At 69.2% G+C, this 23,781-nt stretch carries 26 protein-coding genes and 1 tRNA gene; 19 read left to right on the forward strand and 8 right to left on the reverse strand.

Annotation, left to right across the window (positions count from 1 at the left end; genetic code table 11):
• Window positions 1-70: 70 nt before the first annotated feature.
• From LRP67_RS09075 to LRP67_RS09090, 4 genes are all read left to right on the forward strand, one after another.
• Window positions 71-304: a hypothetical protein gene (locus LRP67_RS09075; protein ID WP_231269839.1), complete on the forward strand. Its 234-nt coding sequence runs from the start codon at window positions 71-73 to the stop codon at window positions 302-304.
• Window positions 305-438: 134 nt separating this feature from the next.
• Window positions 439-786 carry a WhiB family transcriptional regulator gene (locus tag LRP67_RS09080; protein WP_231269840.1) on the forward strand — a complete coding sequence of 116 codons (348 nt, stop codon included), beginning with the start codon at window positions 439-441 and terminating at the stop codon, window positions 784-786.
• Window positions 787-840: 54 nt separating this feature from the next.
• A complete protein-coding gene (locus LRP67_RS09085) occupies window positions 841-1,038 on the forward strand; it encodes a hypothetical protein (RefSeq protein WP_231269841.1) in 198 nt (65 codons plus the stop codon).
• Window positions 1,039-1,190: 152 nt separating this feature from the next.
• Window positions 1,191-1,352, forward strand: coding sequence for a hypothetical protein (locus LRP67_RS09090; protein WP_231269842.1), 162 nt, complete (start codon window positions 1,191-1,193; stop codon window positions 1,350-1,352).
• A 16-nt stretch (window positions 1,353-1,368) separates the two neighbouring features.
• On the opposite strand, the gene LRP67_RS09095 is transcribed toward LRP67_RS09090, so the two are convergent.
• Window positions 1,369-2,253, reverse strand: coding sequence for a hypothetical protein (locus LRP67_RS09095; RefSeq protein ID WP_231269843.1), 885 nt, complete (start codon window positions 2,251-2,253; stop codon window positions 1,369-1,371).
• A 151-nt stretch (window positions 2,254-2,404) separates the two neighbouring features.
• On the reverse strand, window positions 2,405-2,563 hold the full coding sequence (locus LRP67_RS09100) for a DUF5679 domain-containing protein (protein WP_091115022.1): 159 nt from the start codon (window positions 2,561-2,563) through the stop codon (window positions 2,405-2,407).
• A 199-nt stretch (window positions 2,564-2,762) separates the two neighbouring features.
• Here LRP67_RS09100 and LRP67_RS09105 point away from each other — a divergent pair, with 199 nt between their 5' ends.
• The 3 genes from LRP67_RS09105 (at window position 2,763) to LRP67_RS09115 (ending at window position 5,466) form a co-directional block, all read left to right on the forward strand.
• Window positions 2,763-3,554, forward strand: a complete 792-nt coding sequence (locus LRP67_RS09105; RefSeq protein WP_231269844.1) for an enoyl-CoA hydratase/isomerase family protein — start codon at window positions 2,763-2,765, stop codon at window positions 3,552-3,554.
• 331 nt (window positions 3,555-3,885) lie between these two features.
• Window positions 3,886-4,917, forward strand: coding sequence for a PHP domain-containing protein (locus LRP67_RS09110; RefSeq protein ID WP_231269845.1), 1,032 nt, complete (start codon window positions 3,886-3,888; stop codon window positions 4,915-4,917).
• 9 nt (window positions 4,918-4,926) lie between these two features.
• Window positions 4,927-5,466: a M48 family metallopeptidase gene (locus LRP67_RS09115; protein ID WP_231269846.1), complete on the forward strand. Its 540-nt coding sequence runs from the start codon at window positions 4,927-4,929 to the stop codon at window positions 5,464-5,466.
• Here LRP67_RS09115 and LRP67_RS09120 read toward each other — a convergent pair.
• Entirely contained in the window at window positions 5,391-6,011 is a 621-nt protein-coding gene (locus LRP67_RS09120; protein ID WP_231269847.1) for an NUDIX hydrolase, read from the reverse strand. The genes LRP67_RS09115 and LRP67_RS09120 overlap by 76 nt on opposite strands.
• A complete protein-coding gene (locus LRP67_RS09125; protein ID WP_231269848.1) occupies window positions 6,008-7,333 on the reverse strand; it encodes a zinc-dependent metalloprotease in 1,326 nt (441 codons plus the stop codon). The genes LRP67_RS09120 and LRP67_RS09125 overlap by 4 nt, the downstream gene beginning before the upstream one ends.
• 41 nt (window positions 7,334-7,374) lie before the next feature.
• Here LRP67_RS09125 and LRP67_RS09130 point away from each other — a divergent pair, with 41 nt between their 5' ends.
• The 12 genes from LRP67_RS09130 (at window position 7,375) to LRP67_RS09185 (ending at window position 21,417) form a co-directional block, all read left to right on the forward strand.
• Window positions 7,375-7,803, forward strand: coding sequence for a molybdenum cofactor biosynthesis protein MoaE (locus tag LRP67_RS09130; RefSeq protein WP_231243172.1), 429 nt, complete (start codon window positions 7,375-7,377; stop codon window positions 7,801-7,803).
• Window positions 7,804-7,961: 158 nt separating this feature from the next.
• Window positions 7,962-8,243, forward strand: coding sequence for a hypothetical protein (locus LRP67_RS09135; RefSeq protein ID WP_231269849.1), 282 nt, complete (start codon window positions 7,962-7,964; stop codon window positions 8,241-8,243).
• A 51-nt stretch (window positions 8,244-8,294) separates the two neighbouring features.
• Window positions 8,295-9,371, forward strand: a complete 1,077-nt coding sequence (locus LRP67_RS09140) for a PDZ domain-containing protein (RefSeq protein WP_231269850.1) — start codon at window positions 8,295-8,297, stop codon at window positions 9,369-9,371.
• Entirely contained in the window at window positions 9,368-9,964 is a 597-nt protein-coding gene (locus LRP67_RS09145) for a PPA1309 family protein (RefSeq protein ID WP_231269851.1), read from the forward strand. The genes LRP67_RS09140 and LRP67_RS09145 overlap by 4 nt, the downstream gene beginning before the upstream one ends.
• A complete protein-coding gene (locus tag LRP67_RS09150; RefSeq protein ID WP_231269852.1) occupies window positions 9,961-12,930 on the forward strand; it encodes a UPF0182 family protein in 2,970 nt (989 codons plus the stop codon). The genes LRP67_RS09145 and LRP67_RS09150 overlap by 4 nt, the downstream gene beginning before the upstream one ends.
• 47 nt (window positions 12,931-12,977) lie before the next feature.
• Window positions 12,978-13,051 (forward strand) — tRNA-Met (locus tag LRP67_RS09155).
• A gap of 859 nt (window positions 13,052-13,910) precedes the next feature.
• Window positions 13,911-14,678, forward strand: coding sequence for a flavin reductase family protein (locus LRP67_RS09160; RefSeq protein ID WP_231269853.1), 768 nt, complete (start codon window positions 13,911-13,913; stop codon window positions 14,676-14,678).
• 193 nt (window positions 14,679-14,871) lie between these two features.
• On the forward strand, window positions 14,872-16,776 hold the full coding sequence (locus tag LRP67_RS09165; RefSeq protein ID WP_231269854.1) for a hypothetical protein: 1,905 nt from the start codon (window positions 14,872-14,874) through the stop codon (window positions 16,774-16,776).
• Window positions 16,766-18,043: an MFS transporter gene (locus LRP67_RS09170; protein ID WP_231269855.1), complete on the forward strand. Its 1,278-nt coding sequence runs from the start codon at window positions 16,766-16,768 to the stop codon at window positions 18,041-18,043. The genes LRP67_RS09165 and LRP67_RS09170 overlap by 11 nt, the downstream gene beginning before the upstream one ends.
• On the forward strand, window positions 18,024-19,859 hold the full coding sequence (locus LRP67_RS09175; protein ID WP_231269856.1) for a WD40 repeat domain-containing protein: 1,836 nt from the start codon (window positions 18,024-18,026) through the stop codon (window positions 19,857-19,859). Before LRP67_RS09170 ends, LRP67_RS09175 begins: the two co-directional genes overlap by 20 nt.
• Complete coding sequence (gene ribA / locus LRP67_RS09180; protein ID WP_231269857.1) at window positions 19,856-20,476, forward strand: GTP cyclohydrolase II RibA; 621 nt, start codon at window positions 19,856-19,858, stop codon at window positions 20,474-20,476. The genes LRP67_RS09175 and ribA overlap by 4 nt, the downstream gene beginning before the upstream one ends.
• On the forward strand, window positions 20,473-21,417 hold the full coding sequence (locus LRP67_RS09185) for an SUMF1/EgtB/PvdO family nonheme iron enzyme (protein ID WP_231269858.1): 945 nt from the start codon (window positions 20,473-20,475) through the stop codon (window positions 21,415-21,417). The genes ribA and LRP67_RS09185 overlap by 4 nt, the downstream gene beginning before the upstream one ends.
• Here LRP67_RS09185 and LRP67_RS09190 read toward each other — a convergent pair.
• From LRP67_RS09190 to LRP67_RS09205, 4 genes are all read right to left on the reverse strand, one after another.
• A complete protein-coding gene (locus LRP67_RS09190) occupies window positions 21,414-21,788 on the reverse strand; it encodes a hypothetical protein (protein WP_231269859.1) in 375 nt (124 codons plus the stop codon). The genes LRP67_RS09185 and LRP67_RS09190 overlap by 4 nt on opposite strands.
• 73 nt (window positions 21,789-21,861) lie before the next feature.
• A complete protein-coding gene (locus LRP67_RS09195) occupies window positions 21,862-22,293 on the reverse strand; it encodes an ATP-binding cassette domain-containing protein (protein ID WP_269211380.1) in 432 nt (143 codons plus the stop codon).
• Entirely contained in the window at window positions 22,209-22,709 is a 501-nt protein-coding gene (locus LRP67_RS09200; protein ID WP_231269861.1) for an ATP-binding cassette domain-containing protein, read from the reverse strand. Before LRP67_RS09200 ends, LRP67_RS09195 begins: the two co-directional genes overlap by 85 nt.
• A 127-nt stretch (window positions 22,710-22,836) precedes the next feature.
• Window positions 22,837-23,712 (reverse strand): MarR family winged helix-turn-helix transcriptional regulator, encoded by an 876-nt coding sequence (locus LRP67_RS09205; RefSeq protein ID WP_231269862.1) that lies wholly within the window; start codon window positions 23,710-23,712, stop codon window positions 22,837-22,839.
• Window positions 23,713-23,781: the final 69 nt, after the last annotated feature.

The raw sequence follows: 23,781 nt of genomic DNA on the forward strand, positions 1-23,781 counted from the left end.
GTCATCGAATAAGCCGCGCACCACGGTCCTGACAAGGCCGGCGCCCGAAGCACCGAAGGAGGTGGCCCGCATGATCACCAACACCATCACGATGACGACCCCGTCCAACCCGGGGATGGCGTCCGGCTTTGGCATGCCCATGTGCGGCCACGCCGCCTTCGCCACCCCGGCGACGGGCCGGTGGTCCGTCGATCTTCGAGGTCTGGAGATCGTCCGCGATCGCGCCGTCGTCAAGGGACAGGTGGCTCGCGTCGCCGCCGCCTACGTCCCGGGGACCCACGCCTGGAGTTCGCCACCCTGTTGAGATAACAGACTGGCTCACCTCCAGGCCGCGGAACCCACCAAGGGATCCGCGGCCTTTGTGTTTGTCAAAGGCCTCGATCCCCCGCCACACCGCACCACCCACCGCGATCAGGTCACCGACAGGAGGTGAGATGGATGACCATCAGCGTTCTCGACCGCACCGCCGGGCAGCAGGAGCCGGGCCCCGAGCTCTCCTCGGAGACGTCCCTGGGCCACCTGCACGACCAGGCCGGTCACGTCGACCACGAGCGGCTGCCCTGCCGGGTCAACAACCCCGAGCTGTGGTTCGCAGAGCTGCCGTCCGACGTGGAGTTCGCCAAGGCCCTGTGCCAGGACTGCCCCGTCCAGGCACTGTGCCTCAGCGGAGCCCTCGACCGGCGTGAGCCCTGGGGCGTCTGGGGAGGCGAGCTGTTCCTGCAGGGAGCAGTGATCCCTCGCAAGCGTCCGCGCGGCCGACCCCGCAAGAACGAGGCGGCCGCCTAGGCGGCCGCCTGTCCCGACCAGAGCACCGCCCTCGGAGAAGCACCACCCACATCCATGAACCTGGACCAGAACCGGAGTACCGACATGAACCACCTCCTGACCGAAGACCTGGCGCGCGCGCATATGGCCGCGCGCCTGGGAGAGGCGCAATCGCTGCGCATGGGCAGTCGTCTTGCCCGTGCGCGCCGGCTCAGCCGCAAGGCCGAGCTGGCCGCGCAGCAGGCACGCCTCGCCCTCGCTCGCGCTCTGTAGGACCCGGGTGATCGTCTCGATCACCTCCACCCTGATCGCGGGTGAACCCGGAGCCGGGTACGACGCACCGCGTCGTGCCCGGCTCCTCCCATGCCCGGGCATCTCTGGCCAGGTCCGGCCGGCTCCGGGCCGGCGGCGCTAGCCTCGCATCCATGGTGACGTGCGACTTCTGCGGGCGTCAGGAGCCCGACGCCTCCGCCAGCCCGACCTGGACCACCTCCGTCGAGGGCCGGGTCACCCGCCGCTACTGCGACACGTGCTCGCGCGAGCACCTGCGCGCGATGGAGGCGAAGCTGGACCGCGAGCACTGGTGAGCGGGGCCGCCGATCCTCAGATCGCGACGGTGAGCAGGTCGTCCCAGGCGCAGCCGCAGTGCGGGTGGCGCGGCCAGCGGCGCGGCTGCGGTGCGGCGAGCGGGCCGAGGTCGTAGGTGGTCGACCAGGTGGAGGGGCACTCGCCCTCGACGTAGCGCAGCAGGTCGCGCACCGCCCAGCCGACGGCCAGGTGGGTGAGGGCCGGGTCGCGCGGGGGACCGGGGACGCCGGGGTCGAGGGTGGTCTGCGCGACCACCAGCGCGCGGCGCGGATCGCTCTCGGCCAGCGCCGCGTCCACGCAGCGCAGGCACGCGGTGGTGCCGGGCGCCACGAACGGGCCGAGCCGCACCGCGCCCAGCGACGAGGCCATCGCGAGGTGCGGGACGCCGTCGCGCACGAGGTCGTCCAGCGCGCCCCGGCTCAGCTCGCCCTCGGACGCCACCAGCCAGACGTCGGCCTCCTCGCCGGGCTCGCGCACGCCGACACCGGCGTCGCGCAGCAGTCGTGCCGCCGGCTCACGGACCTCCGGCGCGGCCCAGACCCCGACCCGTGCGACGGCACGAGCCTCGAGGCGCTCGGCGGCCGATGCGCCGAACTGCGTCCAGGCCACCAGTGCGGGGTCCTCGGGGCGCAGCCGGTGCAGGACGTCGGCGTCCACGAGCAGCCCGGCGTCGTGCAGCCCGCGCAGCACCAGCCACGCGGCGCCGTCGAGGTCGGGGAGCGGGCGGCCCTCGGTCAGCGCGTCCAGCAGGCGGCGTACGACGGCCCGGTCAGCGACGACGAGGCGGTGCGGCGGATCGGTCCCGACGCGCAGGTGCTGGTCGTCGTGGCGCGCGATCGCGATCCCTGGGCGCAGGACGGGGCGGGCGGGCAGACCGGGCAGGGGCGGAGAGACGGCCATGTGCCGAGCCTCGCACCGAGGCGGGCCCGCTCGCCGTGTCCCTCCACAGGCCCTACCTCCCGAGCCGATCGGTGGCCGAAATGCCAGGCGGCGGTGCCGCCCCCGAGGGGGTGGCACCGCCGCGCAGCGTGTGGGGCGTGTCAGTCGTGGATCACGCCTTGCCGAGGATGCGGTTCAGGTTGGTGCTGCAGACGGGGCACACGGCCTTCGCCATGCGGGTGCCCTTGTCGTTCACCTTCACCTCGCCCTCAGCCTCGCGCTTCTCCTTGCACTTCACGCAGTAGAACTCGCCGCTCCAGGTCTCCGCCATGACGGCCTCCTTGCCTAGTTACTCACTCGGTCGTCGCGGCGGGGATGATGGGGAAGCCCGCCGGAAGCTCGGCGGCGGGTGCCACCGAACCGACTCGACCCTACGGCACAAGCGAGCGAGGGCGTGACAGGCGCCCCGCGCGCCTGGAGTCCGCCGTGGCGCGCCGCACCGCTCCGGACGCGCTCAGTAGGGTGCGGTCATGCCCGATCTCACCCATCTGCGCCTCGAGCGACCCGCTCCTGGTGTCGCCCTCCTGGTCCTCGACAACCCCGACCAGCGCAACGCGATGTCGGAGGAGATGACCTCCTCCTGGGTCGCCGCTGTCGACGAGCTCGCCGCCGACCGCACGGTGCGCGCCGTCGTCGTGACCGGGGAGGGGAGCGCGTTCTGCTCCGGCGGAGACACCTCCTGGATCGCCGGCGAGCCCGACGCGACCGTCGACGAGCTGCGCGAGCGGATGCTGCCCTTCTACCGCGCCTGGCTCTCGGTGCGGCGCCTGGAGGTCCCGACGATCGCCGCGATCAACGGCGCCGCGATCGGGGCGGGGCTGTGCCTGGCGGTGGCCTGCGACCTGCGGTACGCCGCGTCGGGCGCCAAGCTGGGCGTGCCCTTCGTCAAGCTCGGCATGCATCCCGGCATGGCGGCGACGTACCTGCTGCCCGACGCCGTCGGACCCGCGATCGCCCGGGACCTGCTGCTCACCGGCCGGGTGGTCGAGGCCGAGGAGGCGCTCGGCCTGGGCCTGGTCTCGCGGGTGCACGGGCGCGAGACGTTCCTCGAGGAGGTGCTGGAGACCGCCGCCGGGATCGCGGCGACCGCCCCGATCGCGAGCCGGCTCACCACCCTCGCGCTGCGCCACGGCCACGCCGACCTGGAGGCCGGTCTGCAGTGGGAGGCCATGGCCCAGCCGCTCACGCTCGCGACGGCGGACCTGCAAGAGGGCATCCGGGCCAGCCGCGAGCGGCGCCCGGCGGAGTTCACCGGGCGCTGAGCCGAGACGGGGAGAGGCCCCCGCGCTGCGTTGCGCCACTCGCCTTCCCCTTGCGAGTGCCGGTTCGCGGCGCGGGGGCCTCGTCCGTCCCGAACGCTAGAGAGCGGGCCGGCCCGGGTCAACGCGTCCCGGCCCCCGCCTGTGGACAAGGTTGTGGACAACTCTGTGGACAACCCGCGCGCACCGGTGGACACGGGGCCGACAGGCGGGAGTGGCCTGTGGAGGACACGCCCGGGAGCTGCCGCCGTGGGCATTCTGACCTGCGACGATGGTCCTCCACCGGGTGTGGACGGAAAGTTCTCGGGAAATACCTCGGAGAGGGAGCGCCTGGATGACCTCGTACGACGCCGGGCCGGTCGCCGCGCTGCGCCGGATCTCGTTCCTGCTGGAGCGCGCCCGGGAGGACACCTACAAGGTCAAGGCGTTCCGCGGCGCGGCCGCGGCCATCTTGCCGCTGCCCGAGGAGGAGCTGGTCCGCCGGGTGGCGGCCGGCACGCTGACCGACCTGCCCGGCGTGGGCGCCAGCTCGGCGAAGGTGATCGCTGCGGCCGTGCGCGGAGAGCTGCCCGATCGCCTGGCGAGGGCCGAGGCGGAGCTGTCCGGCCCGCTGACCGACGGCGGCGCCGCGCTGCGCTCACTGCTGCGGGGCGACCTGCACTCGCACTCCGACTGGTCCGACGGCGGCTCGCCGCTCGAGGAGATGGCGATCACCGCGATGGAGCTCGGCCACGACTACCTGGTGCTCACCGATCACTCGCCGCGGCTCACGATCGCCCACGGGCTCAGCGCTGAGCGGCTCACCCGCCAGCTGGGGGTCGTGGAGGCGGTCAACGACCACCTGGCCGGGGGGTTCACGCTGCTCAAGGGCATCGAGGTGGACATCCTCGACAACGGCTCCCTGGACCAGGACGACGAGCTGCTGGCCCGCCTCGACGTCCGCGTTGCGAGCGTCCACTCCAAGCTCAAGATGGACGCCACCGCGATGACCCGGCGGATGATCGGCGCCGTCCGCAACCCCCGCACCAACGTCCTGGGCCACTGCACCGGCCGCCTGGTCACCGGCGGGCGCGGCATCCGCGGCCAGTCGCAGTTCGATGCGAAGGCGGTCTTCGAGGCCTGCGCGGAGCACGACGTCGCAGTGGAGATCAACTCCCGTCCCGAGCGCCGCGACCCGCCGACGGCGCTCCTCGAGCTCGCCCGCGACAGCGGCTGCCTGTTCTCGATCGACAGCGACGCCCACGCTCCCGGGCAGCTCGACTTCCTGGTCCTCGGCTGCGAGCGGGCCGAGGCGGCGGGCATCGACCCCGACCGGATCGTCAACACCTGGTCGAAAGAGCGCCTACTGGAGTGGGCGCGGAAGTAGATTCGGCCCATGACCGGGGCCGAGGTGGAGGTACGCCGCAGCAAGCGGCGCCGCCGCACGGTCTCCGCCTACCGCGAGGGCGACCGGATCGTGGTCCTCGTGCCGGCCTCGCTGACCCGGGCCGAGGAGACCGAGTGGGTCCGCACGATGGTGGAGCGGATCGAGCGGGCCGAGAAGCGGCGGCAGCTCACCGACGAGGACCTGTTGACCCGGTCCAGGAGCCTGAGCGACGAGTACCTCGGCGGGCTGGCCGCACCCAGCTCGGTGCGCTGGGTGGACAACCAGCTGACCCGGTGGGGTTCCTGCACGCCCGGCGACCGGACGATCCGGGTCTCCGAGCGGCTGCAGGGGATGCCGGGCTGGGTGGTCGACTACGTGCTGGTCCACGAGCTCGCGCACCTCATCGAGCCGGGCCACGACGCGGCGTTCTGGGGCTGGGTCGACCGCTACCCGCAAGCCGACAAGGCCAAGGGCTACCTCGAGGGCTGGACGGCCGCGGCCCAGCTCGAGGCCCCGTTCGATGCACTCCCCGGCGCCGAGGACGCCTGAGCCCGTGACACCGCCAGCTCGACCAGCTCGACCAGGTCGGGTCCGGGGTCGGGCAGCGCGTCCACCGGCCACCACGCGACGTCCAGCGACTCGTCGCTGACCGCCGGTGTGGCATCAGGGCGCGCCAGCGCCAGGAACCGTACGTCGAGATGGTGCACCGGCCCGCCGGGCAGGTCCGGCCCGCAGAACGGCACGGCGTGCTCGCTGAGCTGCACCGGGACGGGGTCGAGGCGCAGGTCCGCGAGGCCACCCTCCTCGGCGGCCTCGCGCAGCGCCGCGCCGGCGAGGGTGGCGTCGCCGGCCTCGCAGTGGCCGCCCAGCTGGAACCAGCGCCGGGCCTTGGCGTGCAGGGTCAGCAGCACCCGGTCGAGCCCGGCGCTCAGGACCAGGGTGCTGGCGGTCAGGTGGTCGGGACGGCACTCGCGGCGCAGGCCGTCGGGGTGGGCCTCGAGATGCGCGAGGTAGCGCTGGCGCAGCGCCTCCTGCGCCGTCGAGGGAGCAGGCCAGCCGCGCAGGCTCGCCAGCGCGTCGGCGTGCAGGGTCACTCGCCGTCGAGCAGCTTGCGCAGCTCGGCGTCGAAGTCGTCCTCGGTGAGGGACTTCGGGGCGGCGGCGTCCTCGCGGAAGCCCAGCGGATCGTCGAGGTCCGCCGCCGTCGGCAGCAGGTCCGGGTGCAGCCACACGCCGTCGCGGGCCTCCTGGCCCTGGCGCTGGCGCAGGGAGCCCCACAGGGTGGACGCGTCGCGCAGCCGGCGCGGGCGCAGCTCCAGCCCGACCAGCGCGGCGAAGGTCTCCTCGGCCGGCCCGCCGGCGGCGCGGCGCCGGCGTACGGCCTCCTGCAGGCGCGATGCCGTGGGCATCCGCTCGGCGGTGGCCTGGCCGACGACCTCGTCGACCCACCCCTCGACCAGGGCGAGCGCGATCTCCAGGCGCTCGAGTGCCGCCTTCTGGGCCGGCGACGGCGGCAGGTCGAACAGCCCGCCCTCGAGCAGCTGCTGCAGCGACTCGGGGTTGCTCGGGTCCAGGCCGCTCATCTGCTCCTGGATGCGGCTCTGCAGTCCCTCGACGTTGATCTCGACGCCGCCCGCGACCTGGGTGACCGCACCCACGAGGTGCTCGCGCAGCCACGGGGCGTGGGCGAACAGGCGCTGGTGGGCGGCCTCGCGCAGCGCGAGGTAGAGCAGGACGTCGTCCTCGCCGACGTCCAGCCCCTCGGCGAACGCCGTGATGTTGGCCGGGATCAGGGCGGCGTGGCCGCGAGCCGACAGTGGCAGGCCGATGTCGGAGGCCGTGAGCACCTCGCCGGCGAGACTGCCGAGCCCCGAGCCGACCTGGTTGGCCAGCATCGCGCCGATGGCCTTGCCGAGGATGCCGATGATCGGCCCGGCGGCGGCCTGTGCCTCCGGCGGGAGGGCCTTGGCCATACCCGTCACGGACTGCTCGGCGACGGGCTCGACCAGCACCTTCCACGAGTCGAGCGTCGAGACGACCCACTCGGCGCGGCTCCAGGCCGCGGTCGAGGTGACCGCGGAGGGGATGTCGGTGACCCCGTCGAGCCAGTGGTCGGCCAGGCGCACGGCGTCGGCGACGGCGTCCTTCTGGCGCTGGGTCGGGGAGGGGTCCGGGCTCTGCGCGACCGTCTTGCGGGCGACGTCCTCGGCCACCTGCCAGTTGAGGGCGCCGTCGTAGGGCTGCATCATCGCCTGGATCTGGCCGAACACCTGGCTCAGGTCGGGCATCCCCCCGAGGCCGGGGCCGCCCGGCCCGCCGGTCATGCCGCTGAAGAACTGCTCGAACGGCGTGCCCTTGAAGGGGTTCTGGCCCTCGTCTGGTCCTTCGCCGGAGCCATCTCCGGATCCTGTGCTCATGAGCCCACGGTACTGCTGTCGGCAACCCGTAGGGTCGGTGTGTGGCCCATCCCGCTGTCCGCCTCGTCGACCTCCGTGAGACGCCGCTGAGCGTCGAGGAGGTCACCGGCGTGCTCGACGACCCGACCGACGGCGGCGTCACCGTGTTCATCGGCCGGGTGCGCGACCACGACGGCGGCAAGGGGGTCTCCGGCCTGGATTACTCCGCGCATCCCAGCGCCCTCGACCGGCTCCGCGAGGTGTGCGACCGGGTCGCGGGGCGCCACGAGGTGCACGGGCTCGCCGCGGTGCACCGCGTCGGCCACCTCGACATCGGCGACATCGCCGTCGTCGTCGCCACGGCCGCCGCGCACCGGGGTCAGGCGTTCGACGCGTCGCGAGACCTGATCGACACGCTCAAGGACGAGGTGCCGATCTGGAAGCACCAGGTCTTCGACGACGGCACCCAGGAGTGGGTGGGCGCGCCGTAGGTCTCGCCAGGTGTCGACACGGACTCGCTGGCGCTCGCCCGGCTCGACCACCGAGCCCCTGCGCAGGACGAGCGTGTCGAGACCCGGTGGTCGAGCCGTGAGCGCAGCGAGCGTGTCGAGACCCGGTGACCCCCGCGCGGCGTCGTAGGCTCGAACGCGTGGAGATCCTGCTCTGGCTCGTGCCGCCCGCCGTGGTCACGGTGCTGGCGATGCTCTGGGTGAGCTGGCTCGGCCGGGAGGGGCGGGGCGAGGTCGACCGGGAGGTCGCCGTACGCCGCCTGGGGCAGGCGCTGGAGAGGCCGTCGCGCGTCCCGCGCTACGTCGCCCGCACCCGCGAACGCGACCGCAGCACCGGGATCGCCGTACGACCGTCGCGCACGAGCGCGCCGGTGCGCCACCTGCCGCCGGCCGAGGAGCCCCCGCAGCGCCGCGTGTCCTGAGCCTGATCCCGGCGCCGCTCGCACCTTGGCCGGGATGAGAGGGTTGGCGCCATGAGCCAGCGCCTGATGGCCGCGTTGATCGCGGGACCACTGGTGCTCGTGCTGCTCGTACTCGCGGCGTTCCTGCCGCTCGACTACGTCACCTACCGGCCCGGCCAGACCGTGGACGTGCTCGCCGAGACCGACGGCTCGGAGATCATCCAGGTCGACGGTCACGAGGCCTACCGCGACGACGGCGAGCTGCGGATGACCACGGTCCTGGTGTCGCTTCCGAAGGACGACGCCGGCGACTGCGGCAGCGGCTGCCGCAAGAACCTCTTCGACCTGATGGCCGCGTGGATCAGCCCCGACGACGCCGTCTACCCCTACGACGCCGTCTACGACGACGACGAGACGCAGGAGTCCAACGACCGCGAGGGAGCCGTGTCGATGGTGACCTCGCAGGACGCCGCGATCGCGGCCGCGCTGCGCGAGCTCGGGGTGAAGTTCACCAGCGCCGTGGAGGTCAGCTTCGTGGAGGAGGGGATGCCCGCGGAGGGCAAGCTCCTGGTGGGCGACGTCCTGCTCGAGGTGAACGGCGAGAAGGTCACCTCGGCCCAGCAGATCCAGGACGCCGTGAAGGCGACCAAGCCCGGGGAGAGCGTTGACCTCCGGATCCGGCGCGACCGCACGGAGCTGGACGTGAAGATCGTGCCGCGCATGGTCAAGGGCCAGAAGATGATCGGGATCACCCCCGGCAACGGGTTCGTCTTCCCCTTCGACGTGAAGGTCAACATCGATCCCAACATCGGCGGCCCCAGCGCGGGGCTGATGTTCGCCCTGTCGATCTACGACACCCTGACGCCCGGCTCCCTGACCGGCGGCCACGTCGTCGCCGGGAGCGGCGAGATCGACCCGGCCGGCAAGGTGGGGCCCATCGGCGGGATCCAGCAGAAGATCGCCGGCGCGCGCGACGACGGGGCCGAGCTGTTCCTGGTGCCCGCCGACAACTGTGACGAGGCCCTCGGCGCCGACCCCGGCGACATGAGGCTGGTGCGCGCCACGACGATGCATGAGGCCCGCGAGGCCATTGAGGACTGGGTCGCCGATCCCGGCGCGGACCTTCCCTCCTGCGAGGATGCCGCATGACCGAGACCAACCCGCCGGCCGACCCGCTCGACGCGGACCCGGCACTCGCCTCCGCGATCCTCGAGATCGAGAGCCACCTCGCCCAGGACGGCTGGGACCAGCCGGCCCGCCTCTACGCGCTGGTCGACACCGCCCGCCTGGTCTCGCACGAGCCGGCTCTGGCTGCGGCGATGGGCCTCGACCACGCCTCCGAGCAGGGCTCGCTGACCGCGATCGAGCAGGACCAGCTGAGCCCCGAGGTCGAGCTGGAGCGGGCGCTGGAGACGATCAGCTGGCCCCCCGAGGTGTTAGGCTGCGCGGCGGTCGTGGAGCGGCTGGTGCTACCGCCGGACGCCGACGCGCAGATCCCCGAGGACGAGACCGAGGCCCAGCGCTACGCCCGCGAGCATCCCGACCGGCAGGAAGTGCGCATCGTTGCGGGCGCCACCCGCCACGGCGCGACGTACTGTGCGCTGCGCCTGCGCGCCCACGATGACGACCAGTCGGTCGTCGGGGGCGTCGACCTGGTGCCGGGGCTGCTCGCGCTGCTCGGCGCCACCCTGACCGACGAGCCAGATACCGCAGAATCCGCAGAACCCGAGGAGAACCCGTGAGTGAGCTGTTCGACGACGACCCCCGAGACCCGGCCCCTGCGCCGTCGCGTCGTTCGCGGGCGCTGATCATCTCGGCGGTCGTGCTCATCGTCGCGTTCTTCGGGCTGACCACGTTCGCGGCGATCTACACCGATCGGCTGTGGTTCCGCTCGTCGGGCTACGGCAACGTCTTCAACACGCTGTTCTGGACCCGGACCGGGCTGTTCATCGCGTTCGGCGCGTTCATGGGTCTCGTGGTGGCGGTCAACGTGGTGCTCGCCTACCGCTACCGGCCGCTGTTCCGCCCGACGTCGCCTGAGCAGGGTGGTCTCGACCGCTACCGCGACGCCGTCACCCCGATCCGCACCTGGATCGTCGTGGGGGTCGCGCTGCTGCTCGGGCTGTTCGCCGGCACCTCGGGCGCGGGGGAGTGGCGCAACTACCTGCTGTGGCGCAACTCCCAGGAGTTCGGCAGCGAGGACGCCTACTTCAACCGCGACATCGGCTTCTACGTCTTCGACCTGCCCTTCCTGCATTACCTCGTCGACTTCATGATGGCGACGATCGTGATCGCGCTGCTCGCGGCGGCGGTCACCCACTACCTGTACGGCGGCGTGCGCCTGCAGGCGCGCCGGGACCGCCTCTCCGGCGCGGCGCAGGTTCAGCTGTCGGTCCTGCTCGGGCTGTTCGTCCTGGTCAAGGCCGGGGACTACTACCTCGACCGCTTCGACCTGGTGAACCAGTCGGGCCGTCTCATCACCGGAATCACCTACACCGACGACCACGCGGTCCTGCCCGCCAAGAGCATCCTCATGGGCATCGCGCTGATCTGCGCCGTCCTGTTCTTCCTCAACGTCTGGCGTCGCACCTGGACGCTGCCGTCGGTGGGCCTCGCGCTGCTGGCGCTGTCGGCGGTGCTCCTGGGCATGATCTGGCCCGGCATCGTGCAGCAGTTCCAGGTCAAGCCCTCCGAGGCGGACAAGGAGGCCGAGTACATCGCCGCCAACATCGAGGCCACCCGGGCGGCGTACGACCTCACCGACGTGGAGAGCGAGCCCTACACGAGCAACTCCAGCGCCGATCCGGAGCTGGCCTCCGCGCTGAGCAGCCAGACCGCATCGGTGCCGCTCGTCGACCCCCAGCTGGTGCGGGCGACCTTCCAGCAGAACCAGCAGGGCCGCGCCTACTACTCGGTCGCGCCGGTGCTCGACGTCGACCGCTACGAGATGAACGGAGTCGAGCGGGCCCTCGTCCTCGGCGTGCGCGAGCTCGACCAGGACGAGATCAACGACGCCGACAAGAACTGGTCGAACCTGCACACCGTCTACACGCACGGCAACGGCGTCATCGCCGCCTACGCCAACCAGCGGGGGACCGACGACAACAGCCCTGGCACCGACATCCAGTGGGCCGAAGGCAACCAGGAGGACCGCGACGGCAGCCGCCAGGACGACCTCACCCAGGCGACCGGTGGCTACGAGAGCCGCATCTACTTCGGTGAGGACAGCCCGGACTACTCCGTCGTGGGCAAGGCCTCCGAGGACGCCGGCAGCGTCGAGCTGAGCCTGTCCAGCGGCACCGAGGACGAGGACCAGACCACGACGTACGACGGCGCGGGCGGGGTCGACATCGGCTCCACCTTCAACCAGCTCATGTACGCCGTGAAGTTCGGCGAGCCCAACTTCCTGCTGTCGGGGCGTGTGCACGAGAACAGCCAGGTGCTCTACAACCGCACCCCGCGCGAGCGCGTCGAGAAGGTCGCGCCCTGGCTGACCGTCGACGAGGACGCCTACCCCGCCATCGTCGACGGCAAGGTCGTGTGGATCCTCGACGGCTACACCACGACGGACCGCTACCCCAGCGCCGAGCGCGAGTCCTTCGAGGAGATGACGACCGACTCGCTGCAGGACGACGACGGCCTGGCCACGCTGCCCACCGACGAGATCAACTACATGCGCAACGCGGTCAAGGCGACCGTCGATGCCTACGACGGCACGGTGACGCTCTACGAGTGGGACGAGCAGGACCCGCTGCTCAAGGCGTGGATGGGCGCCTTCCCGGACACGGTGGAGGACAAGTCGGAGATCTCCGACGAGCTCCTGAAGCACCTTCGCTACCCCGAGGACCTGTTCAAGGTGCAGCGCTACCAGTACGCGCGCTACCACATCACGGATGCCAACGACTGGTACCAGGGCAACGACCGCTGGGAGGTCCCGCAGGACCCCAACACCAAGGGCGACCTGTTGCAGCCGCCGTACCGTCTGTTCGTGGACGAGGCACCCGCCGAGGGCGAGGGCGCCACCAAGGAGACCTGGTCGCTGACCTCGACCTTCGTGCCGTACCGCAAGGAGAACCTCGCGTCCTTCGTGTCGGTCAACTCCGACGCGACATCGCCGGACTACGGCAAGATCACGGTGCGCGAGCTCACGGACCAGAACACCCAGGGTCCAGGCCTCATCGCCAACGAGTTCAGCAACGACGAGAAGGTCCGCGAAGCGCTGCTGCCCTACACCTCGGGCGACTCCCCGCCGAAGTTCGGCAACCTGCTCACGCTGCCGGTCGACCAGGGCCTGATCTACGTCGAGCCGGTCTACGCCGTCCGCTCGTCGACGTCGGGCTACCCGATCCTGCGCTTCGTCCTCGTCTCCTACGGCGGCGAAGTGGGCATCGGCGGCACCATGACCGACGCGCTCAAGGACGTGCTCGACGTGGACGAGATCGCCGGTCAGGAGCCCAACCCGAGCCCCGGCCCTGACTCCCCGCCGGATCCGAGCCTCTCGGTGGACCAGCGGATCCGCAACCTGCTCGACCAGGCGCAGGCGGCGTTCGACCGGGCCAACGAGGCCCTCGCCGCCAACGACCTGGGCACCTACCAGGAGCAGAACGAGCGCGCCTCGGAGCTCGTCCAGCAGGCCATCGACCTCGCCGAGCAGCGCGACGCGGCGGCCGAGGAGGCAAGCCCCAAGGAGGAGCAGGCCGCGGAGTGACCCGATTTGGAGCCGCTGACCCCGTCCGGTAACGTTCTTCCTACCGACGCGGGGTGGAGCAGCTCGGTAGCTCGCTGGGCTCATAACCCAGAGGTCGCAGGTTCAAATCCTGCCCCCGCTACAAAAGAATCGAAAGATTCGCACCTTGGCCCCTACGCCGTGTGGGGGCCATGGTCATTTCCGGGCATATCTAGTGCCTCCCGCCTCGATCTGAGGCCGCTTTATCGACGCGATTGTCGACGCAGGTCCCCTGGTGAGCCAGGTTGCACCTGGTGTGCACCGGGTTCGACGGCCGCGCTGTGGCCGGTCGCGTCCCATCTAGACCAGGGGCGTCCTGGGGCGACCAGGGGATCCTGACTGCGGTCGTCTGCGGGCGTGAGCCAGCTTTCCCAGGTCATCCGTCGCGCGCCGAACTCGTCACCGCCTTCAGCGCCGCCACCACCATCGCCGCGACCTGCACGCAAAGAACCCGCGCCGGGGAACGCGGCGGGGAACGCGGCGGGTTCTCAGGTCCCGCGACGGAGCGCGAAAGTGAGCGCGGCCGGTCGCAGTCCACGGGGTCTGTCTCCAAGAGATCTACGACGTTTGGGGGAGGGAACTTCCCGCTACATGTCCCAAGTGCGCCAGGGGTCTGCTCTCGCATGCACGGGGCAACGTTTGCGGCGTACGACCTACAGCAGATCGGCCGACAGGCGAGCGGCTGAGAGTGCGAGTCGAAGGACGCTGTCGCGTCGCGGCACCCTCGGGTCCACATGGGCGCGGCATCAGCCGTCTCACGATCGACGGCTCGACGGCAGACGGCCATCTCCACACCGTCGACTGGCGAAGACGCCAGTAGTAAAATTGCGCGGCCGTGGGTGTCGCTGCTGCGAACACGAGAGCCCGATCGTTGTGATCCTTGCCACAACCACTAGATCGAGTTAGCCTCGCCCGCAGCGACGCCACGCGGTCGCTACAGATTCCCGGGGCGGTGACGACTGATGAATCTCACGTTAGACGATCCGCTGTGGAAGAAGTCCACGTCCACCGTCGGGCTTGTGGTAACTACCGACGGATCACGGGTCAACGTGCTGTCGGCAGAGTGGACCTATTTCGTCGCAAAGGCCCCGATCTCCGTTGCCGTCGTATTACACGAGTCGAACTGGACGACCGACCGAATTTCCGACTTATCAGAGTTCAGCGTCACCCTGTGCAGTGACACCCAGGCGCATTTGGCCGACTTCTGCGGGAGCTTCTCCGGTAGGGACATTCCCAAAACCTCCTCGGATGATCTTTCGCTCAGGGAACCGGTCGTCATCTCTACCCCCTGGGTCGGCGACGGGGTAATGGCACTGGAGTGTGTAGTCGCGCAGCGGGTCGAGCTCCCTCATTACACGATGGTCATCGGGTTGGTGGAGCACGTGCATGGCGATCGCGAGTTCAAGGCCCCGCTCGTGAAGCACGACGCGATGTACTCCCTCGGGAAGGCGGTGCCGCGGAACCAAGTCACCGTCGGCGCCGCGAATGTGGGCGCCGCACTGCGCGTGTTCGCCGTCTGCGCCCCCGACGCCTCACGTGAGTCCGTCTACGAGGTTGCCCTGCTCGGAGATAGTGGCGAGGTACTGGCGAAGCAGTCGATCGCCCCGAACGAGTACGGCGACCTTGACTGCTTTATGCCGGTGCCCTCGGACGGTCGCGGTCCGGTACGCCGCGTCGCCGTTAGCCGAATCGGCTATGACACCGGATTCGCGACACCCCAGTCGGACTAGTCCTGAGCAATGCCGGAGGCCGACACCCGCAAAGACCCGTAGTCAACGAGTAGGAAGGGAGGATCGCCATGCGTAAGCCCAAGCGTCGCTTCATCGTGTCTAGCCGATGAATATCGGGGGTGGCGGCGCCATAGTGCGTCGCCACCCCTTCAATCCGATTCCTCCTGATCCTCCAACACGCGAGGTGATAAGCATGCTGGTACGAGCGCGACTCTGCCGGATTCTCCGCACGCCCGGGGGAAATATTGTGGCTTCTGACGCGGTCGGCAGGATTCACCTCCTCGACTCCGACCTGCAGGTGCTGCTGAGTTCTCCGGTCAACCGATCGACGACGCCCTTCTATGCCCTGCTGTTGTCCGGCGACTGGGTGGTCGGGCGCGACAAACTCGGGAACATCGCGCGCTGGGATGCGCGCACCTTGGAAATGACCCACTGGCTCGAGACGAGGTCCACCAGTGACGAGGCCTTTCTCTGGGAGGACGAGGAGCCATCTCTCACTATCTCGCGAGGCATTGTCGAGCTCGACGGCAAAGTCTATGTCAACAACGGCTTCATGCAGCTTGTCGTTCTCGACCTCGAGTCGTTCTCGGTAGTCGACGTACGTTCCTCACCTAGTGGTGACACTCCCATCGAATGGATGTGCGTCGACCTTCCCGACGTTCACGCCGTAACCGACAAGCACGGCAACCTTTACTTAGGGGACCTTCGTACCAACAGTTTCCCGACGACTCTCAGCCTCGATGAGGACGCCAACCTCCATCGTGTCCGCTACGACCGACTGCATCATCGGTTCTGGGTCATCCAAGATGAGGGCAGCGGCGAGACCGCCCTCATCTCCAACGGCGTGGTCACCGTCAGTCCGGACGGTCGAGTCGATCAGGAGGAGCGGTTTGCACTCGACGACATCGAGTGCCTGGAGATCTCCGAGGACGGGACCAGGGTGTACGCCGCGGGCTTCGACGGCGTTATCGAAGAGTTCGACAACACGGGCCCCGTGCTGCGACGGGCCCGAAGCATCGGTCCCTTCTCGCACCAGGTATCAGACCTGGCCCTGGCAGACGACGGCTGCATCTACGTGCTCTGTCAGAACGGCGTTCTTACCAAGATCGACAACGCTGGCAGGGTTGTGGCCAAGCTCGACTTCACGCCTCAGTGCATGTGGGACGTCGACCACGTCACAACGGGGACCGATGAGCACGCGGTCCTCCATTTTGCGTCCGATCACGGCATCGTGTCCGTCGTTCCGGCATCGTCCAAGGTGGGACCGCCGACCTTCTCCATAGTCTCCACTGTCCAGACAGGACTGGGGTTCAGTCGCCGTATCCGCAGCTTCGCCGACGGTGACGGCGTCGTCATCGGGCGTAGCGGCACGGTAGCTCGCTACGGCGACGCCGGCGTGACGTGGGCGCACGCCATAGGCGGAATCGTCCACGACCTGTCGGTCTCGACCGAGGAGGATCGGGTTGCCGTGGCGGCCAACTGCGGTGCGTTCGAACTCCGGACCGCCGATGGGGAGCAGTTGGCGCGCCACGGCCTCGACGGTTCTCCCGTCTGGGCATGCTCCTACCTCGCCGGGGGGGAGCTCGTGCTCAGCACGAGAGCGGGGCGTTCGGTGATCCTGACTCAGGACCGACAAGTCCGCCTCCGCTTCGAGATCGGAGACTTCCCGAAGCGGATGTGGCAGCAGTCCGAGCGAACCCTCACCGTGACCGGGGGAGGCGGCATCCGCCAGTTCGACCTCGCCACGGGCGAACTCATCGGTCACTTCAAGGAGTCACTGTCCAACACGGCGGAAAATGCGATCTTCCATCACGGGTTCGTATATGTCGTCACCTACGACTCGCAGCTTGCGGTGTTTCGCGAGGAGGGGGAGTTCTTGGGGGTCATCGAGGGAGTGCTGCCGGACTTTCCGAAGGCCCTCACGATCCTCCCTAACCCATCGGGGGCCGATCACTTAGTGGTCGGGGGACGGGGAGGCTACCTGTCCACGTTCCACCTCTTGGAGGACGGCACCCCGGTGCCGTCGTCCACTACATGGTTGCGAGACGCTGGTGCTCCTCTTCCCGAGAGCTACCCCGTCAAGCATCATGGCTCCTGACGACGCGCCCTCCGGCGACACCGGCGGCGCCGCGCCCAGCCCCTGGCGCAGCCCGCGGTTCCGCTGGTTCGCCACGGGCAACACAGTCAACAACGTCGGGGAGGGGATCTACGACATCGCGCTGCCCCTCCTCGTGTATGGCGAGACGGGCTCCATCGTCGTCATGGGTGTCGTGGCCGCCCTGACCCCGGGTACGTTGCTTCTGGGGCCGGTCCTGGGGGCCCTAGCGGATAAGGGCGGTGCTGGACGGCTCGTGGTGAGTGGACTGATAGTCCAGCTAGCAGCCGCCGTCATCCTCAGCATTATGGTGGCATTGGACCAGTTGAGCTTGGGCCCTTTCCTCGCGCTTGCCGTCGTCCTGCAGTTGGCCGGCGCGGTCTATCGCGTCGGCTGGATGACCGGTGTACCCGAGATGTTCCCAGAGTCACCGGTTCGGGCACGCGGCACCTTATCAAGCCTCTTCATCGCCACCACGATCGTGGGACCGGTCTTTGTCGCCGTCCTTCTACCGCTCGTCGGCTATGCCGGCCTGCTGTGGATCAACTGCTTGACGTTCGTGGCGCCGCTGCTCGTGCACGCCTTCGGCATCCGCCCAACTCGACGCCCTTGGCAGGCAGGTACTCGAAGGATCGTCTCCAATGGGCTTAGAGTGGGGTTCGCCACTCTGCGCGATGACGCCAGGTTGCGCAAACTCACGCTGTTGATGCTCCCGTTCGACTTCGTCGAGTCAGCAGCCGTACCGGCACTCGCTTTATATCATTTGCGCGACACGCTTGACGTGTCAGCGAGTCGAGTGGCGACTCTTTTCGCCGTGATGAACGTTGCCGCGCTGGTCGGTTCGCTGGCCGTGTCTGAGCGGCGCGTTTTCGACCCCGTCCGAGTGGTCGGCGTCATCACAGTGGCGTCCGCATTCGCCCTCGTCGGCGCGTCCGTGCCAGTTGTGGCAGTCGCCGTCGCAGCTTTGACCATCCTCATGCTCCTGGGCGGTGCGGCGGGTTCTGCCCAATCGATGATGGTGGTGCACTTCGTGCCACAGGAGGTCTTCGGGCGAGCGTCGGGCGTGCTCCGAATGGTGCACGGCGTGCCCGCTGTGCTCGGACCGCTGGCTGTGGCGGCCATGGTGCCGGTACTCGGCACCACGTCCGTCTTCGCGATCTTGGCCCTGATAGCCGTCGCGAGCGCCGCCGCCGTGGTCTTCGCGCGCCCGTCGAACAAGAACCTGTCGCAAGAAAGGGAAGCCACTTCGCATGAAGTCGATCGAACTTGACCTTCCGTCAGTCGGACATACTGCCCCGATCACGAGTGTCGCGCTCAGGCGCGACGGCAGACTGGCCACCGGATCCTACGACGGCACCATCGTCGTGTGGCCGGACGACAAGGCGGCCGCGTCGTCTCGTCTCGTCCTGAGGCACCGGCGGTTGGTAAACTCCGTGGCCTGGAACCCAATCTCTCCCAGCATTTTGGCCTCCGGCTCCGCCGACAAGACGGTGGGGATTTGGGATGTCTCCGTGCCGTCCAACCCCTTGTTGGCCGTGCTCTCGCGTCACACAGACGACGTCAACAGCGTGAGTTGGATGCCCGACGGACGGCGACTGGTCTGCGTTTCGGAGGACGGGCACGTGACGATGTGGGACACCACGACATCCAGGCTGCTCGGAAATCTGGGTGCACACCGAGCCCATTGCATGGCTGCCTCCGTCAGCCGCTACGGCGACATCGCCAGCGTGGGGGAGGACGGACTCGTGCGAGTTACGCCGGACCCCTTGGATCTTGGTGGGGAGGAGGGTTTATCCACCTCTCGGCTCTTCGACTCCTCCATCGAGGGCTGCGCTTGGTCTGCTGACGGTGAGTTGCTCGCCCTGGCTCTTGACGACGGGTCTCTCGAGATCGTCGGCCGGGCCGATCTGGAGACCGTGGAGCACTACCCGCTGTCCACGAGCGCCGTGCGATCGGTGGCCTGGGGCCCGGGCGATCGAGACCTGATCGCGGGCACCTACGACGGTGGCGTCTACCAGATCGACCGTGATGCCGCCACGGTTCAACGCAGCTCAAACGACCGCGCGTGGCCACGATCGGTCGCCTTGCACGAGGACCTCGTCGCGGTGGGAAGCTTCTCCTCCTGTCCCCAGCTCTACTCGCGGGCTGGGGCGGCGGACACCATCGCCCCGCAGGGGAGAGGGGTGCGAGGCCCCAACGCTGTCGTGGTGTCGGGTGATCTGGTCGCCATCGGGACAGACTCCGGTGAGGTGGTCGTCCTCAGGCTCGACGACCTCACCGAGGTCAGGGTCGTGAAGGTCGGTGACAGTCCCGTTCTTGGTCTGGCCGCGGACGGCGGATGGATCTTCGGAACGACGTACTCGGGGCACGTATTTCGGCTGTCGGAGTCGGAGTTGTCGATCACTCCGGAGAGACTGGGGGCACCCCTCCCATCGGCGGCTGTCGTGGGCCGAAGGGTGCTCGTCGGCAGCTACGGGGGCGAGCTCATTTCCCTCGACGCCGACACGCTCGAGGTCGTGGCACGGGAGGCAGTCCACGAGGGCTCGATCAAGTCGTTGGCCGCGCTCGGTGACGGTCGCCTTCTTGCCGCCTCCACAGATCACTGTGTGTCCCTCTTGGACGGTCGCGCCCACGCTCGGCAGGACCTTTGGCGGCACGGGAACCTCGTCAACGCGGTGGCACATCTCGACGGCTCAGTCGTCGCGAGTGCCTCGCGCGACCGCACGGTGCGGGTCGGAAAACTCCCTCCCTTGGGCGAGGCCGCCCGACCCCAGGTGCTGCTTGGGCCAGATGAGTCCATCAAGGCTGTCGCGGTGATCGGCACCGCCGGAGAGCCGGTCGTGATCGCCGGGTCGTACGACTTCGGTCTTTACGCGTGGCGGGTCAATCTCGGCGGCGGTCAGCCCGGACAGCTCACGACAGGCACACGATTCGACAGCCTGCGTCAGGCTGTCTCCGCGATCGCCGCTGCTGGACCCGACCAGTTCGTCGTGGCGGGGTGGGACCGCCAGATCCGTCGCTACGAAATGGCAGTCGACGGGATGCCTCACGTGGTCGCCTCCACGACTCTCGGGTACGAGACGTGACCACCCCGTCAGTCGGGGTGCGAACCCGCGTGCCGTTCCGGTTGCAGCCCAGGCCCTGGCTGTGTGTCGAGGCCGAGATGGTGAGTTTCAACAACCTGCCCTCCGGAGCTGAGCACGTCGCTATCCTGCACGGCAGCCCCCAACCAGGCTGCCTCGTTCGCGTTCACTCGGAGTGCCTGACCGGGGATGTCTTCGGCTCGACCCGCTGCGACTGCGGCGACCAGTTGAGAGAGTCCCTGGAACTAATTGCCAAAGAAGGCGGCGTGATTCTCTACATGCGACAGGAGGGGCGGGGTATCGGCCTGTACAAGAAGTTAGAGGCCTACGTGATCCAGGACGCGGGGGCTGACACGTTCGCCGCGAACGAGGCACTCGGTCGTCGCGCTGACGAGCGCGACTACGGGGAGTGCGCGACCATGCTGCGAGCCCTTGGCCTGGAGGAGATCGAGCTGATGACCAACAATCCGTCGAAGATCGAGTCCCTGCGCCAGTCCGGTCTCACCATCGCTGCTGTTCGGTCGACCGGGCTCCACATCACTCCGGAGAACGCCGACTACCTTCAGCAGAAGGCTTCAATCGGTGGTCACAGCCTCGCCCTTGGAAAGGAGACCGTGTGACCAGTGCTGCGGACGAAGCCCACTTCTCCGTCGTGCTCCCCTTGGCCCTGAATCCACTCCTCAGACCTCCTTCGACCGTCGACCAGTGCCGAACGCTGCTCGAATCGGACGAGGGAACGCCTAGCTCACGGATCGCTGCGGGCGCGGTGTTTGGCCTCCACGGTGACACCCGAGCGCCCCGGATCCCGCGCTTCACTCGGGTGCCCGGCGGATCGTTGCGAATGGGGACACCGGACTCCAAGGTCGACTCTGTCGTGGATTCGTGGAGACACGTCGGGGTCGAACGGGCGTGGATCGCGAAGGAGGCGCCCGCACACTCAGCGGACGTGGCCACATTCTGGCTCGGGACGTATCCGGTCACAAACCACCAGTACGCATGCTTCCTCCAGGAGAGCGGACAGTCCGGTGTGCGCCCCTCCACCTGGCTTCTCGGTGCGTACCCCTGGGATCGCTCGAACCATCCTGTTGCCGGTGTGGGTCCCCGGGATGCGGAGGCCTACTGCGACTGGCTGACCGAGCAGACGGATGTCGCGATCCGCCTTCCCACGGAGGAAGAGTGGGAGTACGCGGCACGCGGATCGGACGGCAGAGAGTTCCCTTGGGGTGAGCAGTTCCGTGCTGATGCGGGAAACGTACGCGAGTTCGGGCTGACCACCACCAGCCCGATCGGATCGTTCCCGGCTGGTCGGTCCTGGTGTGGCGTTTGGGATCTTGCGGGCAACGTCGAGGAGTTCACATCCACCCTGTATCACGCCTACGACCACGGGGGCTGGGTCGCGGACGACCTGACCGAGTTGCTCGGCGACTACCCGGTCACCAGGGGAGGGAGTTTCTCTCGCTTTGGCGATCTCGCCCGTTGCGCACGGCGTCACGGCCCGCATCCGGGCGAGTTGTATCCCTGCGGCTTCCGGGTGGCTGCGGACACCGACCCCTGTGCCTAGAGCCGCTCCACCTGCGCCGGCTGCTGGTCGAGGCGGCCTGGCGCCACCCCGCCCACTACGTCGTGGGCAAGACCATGCGTGATCGTTGGGACCTGGCGCCTGCAGCGGCCCGGGCCCGCGGCGACGAAGGCAACCGGCGGCCAGCGGTGGGTGAGGTTCATCGACCGCAGGAAGAAGCCCACCATCGCAAGCCATGGAGGGTTGCCCGATTCGGTGATCGCCGGCATCGAGATGACCGCCGCCACGATCATCGCGAGCATGACGGAGACCGACGTGTACACGTCGACGAGTCGAAGACCACCCAGCGCCTCGTCCGGCTCCCGGGAGCTCGGGATCGCGCCGAGGATGGCGAGCACCAGGGACGGGAACAACAAGATCCAAACACAGATCCGAGCTCGCGACTGAACAGACGGGCCTCGGTGCGGATGACGGCAGTGGTGGCGTTCATGCGGGGTCCTCCTGGGAGGCCCTGAGCGTGAGGTCGAGGTAGGCGCTGTCGAGGGAGCCGTCGGTGACCCGCAGCCGGCGGGGGGCGATGCCCTGGTCGGCGAGGTGTGCCAGCACCCGGAGCGCGGCGTCTTCGGCTCCCTCCACCACGACGCGGCCGGCATCGGTGCGGACTGCTTCCACGCCGTCGAGCTCACGCAATGCCTCGAGGTCGATGTGGGTCACCAGCAGGACGGTCGTGCCCGCCTCGCGGATGTCGCGGACCAGCTGCCAGACCTCGCGGCGGGCGCGCCGGTCGAGTCCGGTGCTGAGCTCGTCGAGGATCGCCACTTTCGGCCGTCCGATCAGCGCGAGGGCAATCGAGAGTCGCTGCTGCTGACCGCCGCTGAGGGCGGCGAACCGCTGGCCGAGGTACTCGGCAAGGCCCAGTCGCTCGGCGAGGGGCTGCCACGGCTCCGGGTCGCCGTAGAAGGCCCCCACAGCGCCAGGGCTTCGCGGACGGTGATCTTCGGCTGCAGTGCGCTCTTCTGGAGTTGTATGCCGACCAGCCGGGTGGTCGCGGCCCGATCGACCCACGGGTCCACGCCATGAACCCGGACTCCGCCGGAGTCGCCGACGCGCAGTCCGGCCACCGACTCGACCGTGGTGGACTTGCCGGAACCGTTGGGTCCGAGGATCCCGAAGATCTCACCGGGATGCACCTCGAAGGAGACATCGTCGACCTCGACCTTGGTGCCATAGGTCTTGCGCAGGCCCACGACACGCACTGCTGGTTCCGTCACGCCCCCAGCATGTTCGCGCCAGGGCGCGCCCGACATCGCCCAGCCGGCCACGATCGGGTCCACCAATCGGTGGATGCGATGGCGCAGCGAGTGCGGAACGGCTGGCTGGGCCCCGAGGCAGGGGACCGTTCGCGCGTGCCGCAGGAGCGTGGCGCACGATCCGCCGCAACCACGGCGGCTGCCAGGGTGGCTATGACGCCTCGCCCCGGAATGCGAGCAGCTCGAGGGCGTGGTTGAGCCACGCGCGCTCGGCCGGCGGCACCGGCTCCGCGGTCTGTGCCTGCACCCGCTCTGCTCGGGGGAGGGCCGCCTCATTCAGGGTGCGTCCGGCGTCCGTGAGTGCCACGAGACGGCTTCGTCGGTCGCCCGGGTCCGGTCTGCTCGCCACCAGGCCCCGGCGCGCCAGCCTGTCGATGACGCCGGACAGCGTCGCCTTGTCCAGCGCGATCAGCTCGACGAGCCGGGTCTGCCTGCACTCGCCCACCGCCCTCAGCGTCCGCAGCACCGCAAACTGAGGACCCGTGAGCTCCTGGCCGAACTCGGCCGACCACTGCGAGGTGTGCACCTGCTGGGCCCTGCGGATGAGGTGACCGGGGGAGTTCCCCACCCTGGCCCAGGCCGCCTGCACGCCGATCGTCAGGTGCGGCGGTACCTCGTCGGCCCGGGCCAGCCTGCGTAGGCATGGGGTCAACCGGGCTCGGTCCTCGGTCGGCACCGGAGCAAGCAGCTCCTCGTGCGCGGCCGTGACCAGGTCGCGGGTCTGACTCAGGGCGAGCGTCGCCGAGGGCGTCAGTGCGAGCGTCTGACGCCGTCCGTCGTCGGGGTGCCGGGTGCGGCGGATCCAGCCTCCGGCCCCGAGCCGTCGCACGACGCCGGTCATGGTGGCCTTGTCGAGCGCCGCGATGGTGGCGACGGTCTGCATGTCGTGGGACTCCGACTCCGCGACCACCGAGAGGACGGCGTACTGGGGTGCGGTCAGCGTGGGGCCGAAGGTCCTGGTCCAGATGGCGATGTTGACCTGGTGGCAGCGGTGGAGCAACTGGCCGAGCGTCCGCTCGTTGGTCATGGCGCCGAGCCTCCGTTCGATGATCGTCTGCACCGGCGGCGCTCAATCCCCCGCTGAGTGAGGCTTGGT

Origin of the sequence: Nocardioides sp. cx-169, from assembly GCF_021083605.1 — a bacterium.
GTDB lineage: Bacteria > Actinomycetota > Actinomycetes > Propionibacteriales > Nocardioidaceae > Nocardioides.

What these genes read in the sequence shown, in the direction of transcription:
- LRP67_RS09205 (WP_231269862.1), bottom strand. Translation starts at nt 23,712, where the DNA reads ATGACCAACGAGCGGACGCTCGGCCAGTTGCTCCACCGCTGCCACCAG.
- LRP67_RS09085 (WP_231269841.1), top strand. Translation starts at nt 841, where the DNA reads ATGAACCTGGACCAGAACCGGAGTACCGACATGAACCACCTCCTGACC.
- LRP67_RS09110 (WP_231269845.1), top strand. Translation starts at nt 3,886, where the DNA reads ATGACCTCGTACGACGCCGGGCCGGTCGCCGCGCTGCGCCGGATCTCG.
- LRP67_RS09175 (WP_231269856.1), top strand. Translation starts at nt 18,024, where the DNA reads ATGAAGTCGATCGAACTTGACCTTCCGTCAGTCGGACATACTGCCCCG.
- LRP67_RS09140 (WP_231269850.1), top strand. Translation starts at nt 8,295, where the DNA reads ATGAGCCAGCGCCTGATGGCCGCGTTGATCGCGGGACCACTGGTGCTC.
- LRP67_RS09170 (WP_231269855.1), top strand. Translation starts at nt 16,766, where the DNA reads ATGGCTCCTGACGACGCGCCCTCCGGCGACACCGGCGGCGCCGCGCCC.
- LRP67_RS09095 (WP_231269843.1), bottom strand. Translation starts at nt 2,253, where the DNA reads ATGGCCGTCTCTCCGCCCCTGCCCGGTCTGCCCGCCCGCCCCGTCCTG.
- LRP67_RS09115 (WP_231269846.1), top strand. Translation starts at nt 4,927, where the DNA reads ATGACCGGGGCCGAGGTGGAGGTACGCCGCAGCAAGCGGCGCCGCCGC.
- LRP67_RS09125 (WP_231269848.1), bottom strand. Translation starts at nt 7,333, where the DNA reads ATGAGCACAGGATCCGGAGATGGCTCCGGCGAAGGACCAGACGAGGGC.
- LRP67_RS09165 (WP_231269854.1), top strand. Translation starts at nt 14,872, where the DNA reads ATGCTGGTACGAGCGCGACTCTGCCGGATTCTCCGCACGCCCGGGGGA.
- LRP67_RS09080 (WP_231269840.1), top strand. Translation starts at nt 439, where the DNA reads ATGACCATCAGCGTTCTCGACCGCACCGCCGGGCAGCAGGAGCCGGGC.
- LRP67_RS09100 (WP_091115022.1), bottom strand. Translation starts at nt 2,563, where the DNA reads ATGGCGGAGACCTGGAGCGGCGAGTTCTACTGCGTGAAGTGCAAGGAG.
- LRP67_RS09090 (WP_231269842.1), top strand. Translation starts at nt 1,191, where the DNA reads ATGGTGACGTGCGACTTCTGCGGGCGTCAGGAGCCCGACGCCTCCGCC.
- LRP67_RS09160 (WP_231269853.1), top strand. Translation starts at nt 13,911, where the DNA reads ATGAATCTCACGTTAGACGATCCGCTGTGGAAGAAGTCCACGTCCACC.
- LRP67_RS09145 (WP_231269851.1), top strand. Translation starts at nt 9,368, where the DNA reads ATGACCGAGACCAACCCGCCGGCCGACCCGCTCGACGCGGACCCGGCA.
- LRP67_RS09075 (WP_231269839.1), top strand. Translation starts at nt 71, where the DNA reads ATGATCACCAACACCATCACGATGACGACCCCGTCCAACCCGGGGATG.
- LRP67_RS09105 (WP_231269844.1), top strand. Translation starts at nt 2,763, where the DNA reads ATGCCCGATCTCACCCATCTGCGCCTCGAGCGACCCGCTCCTGGTGTC.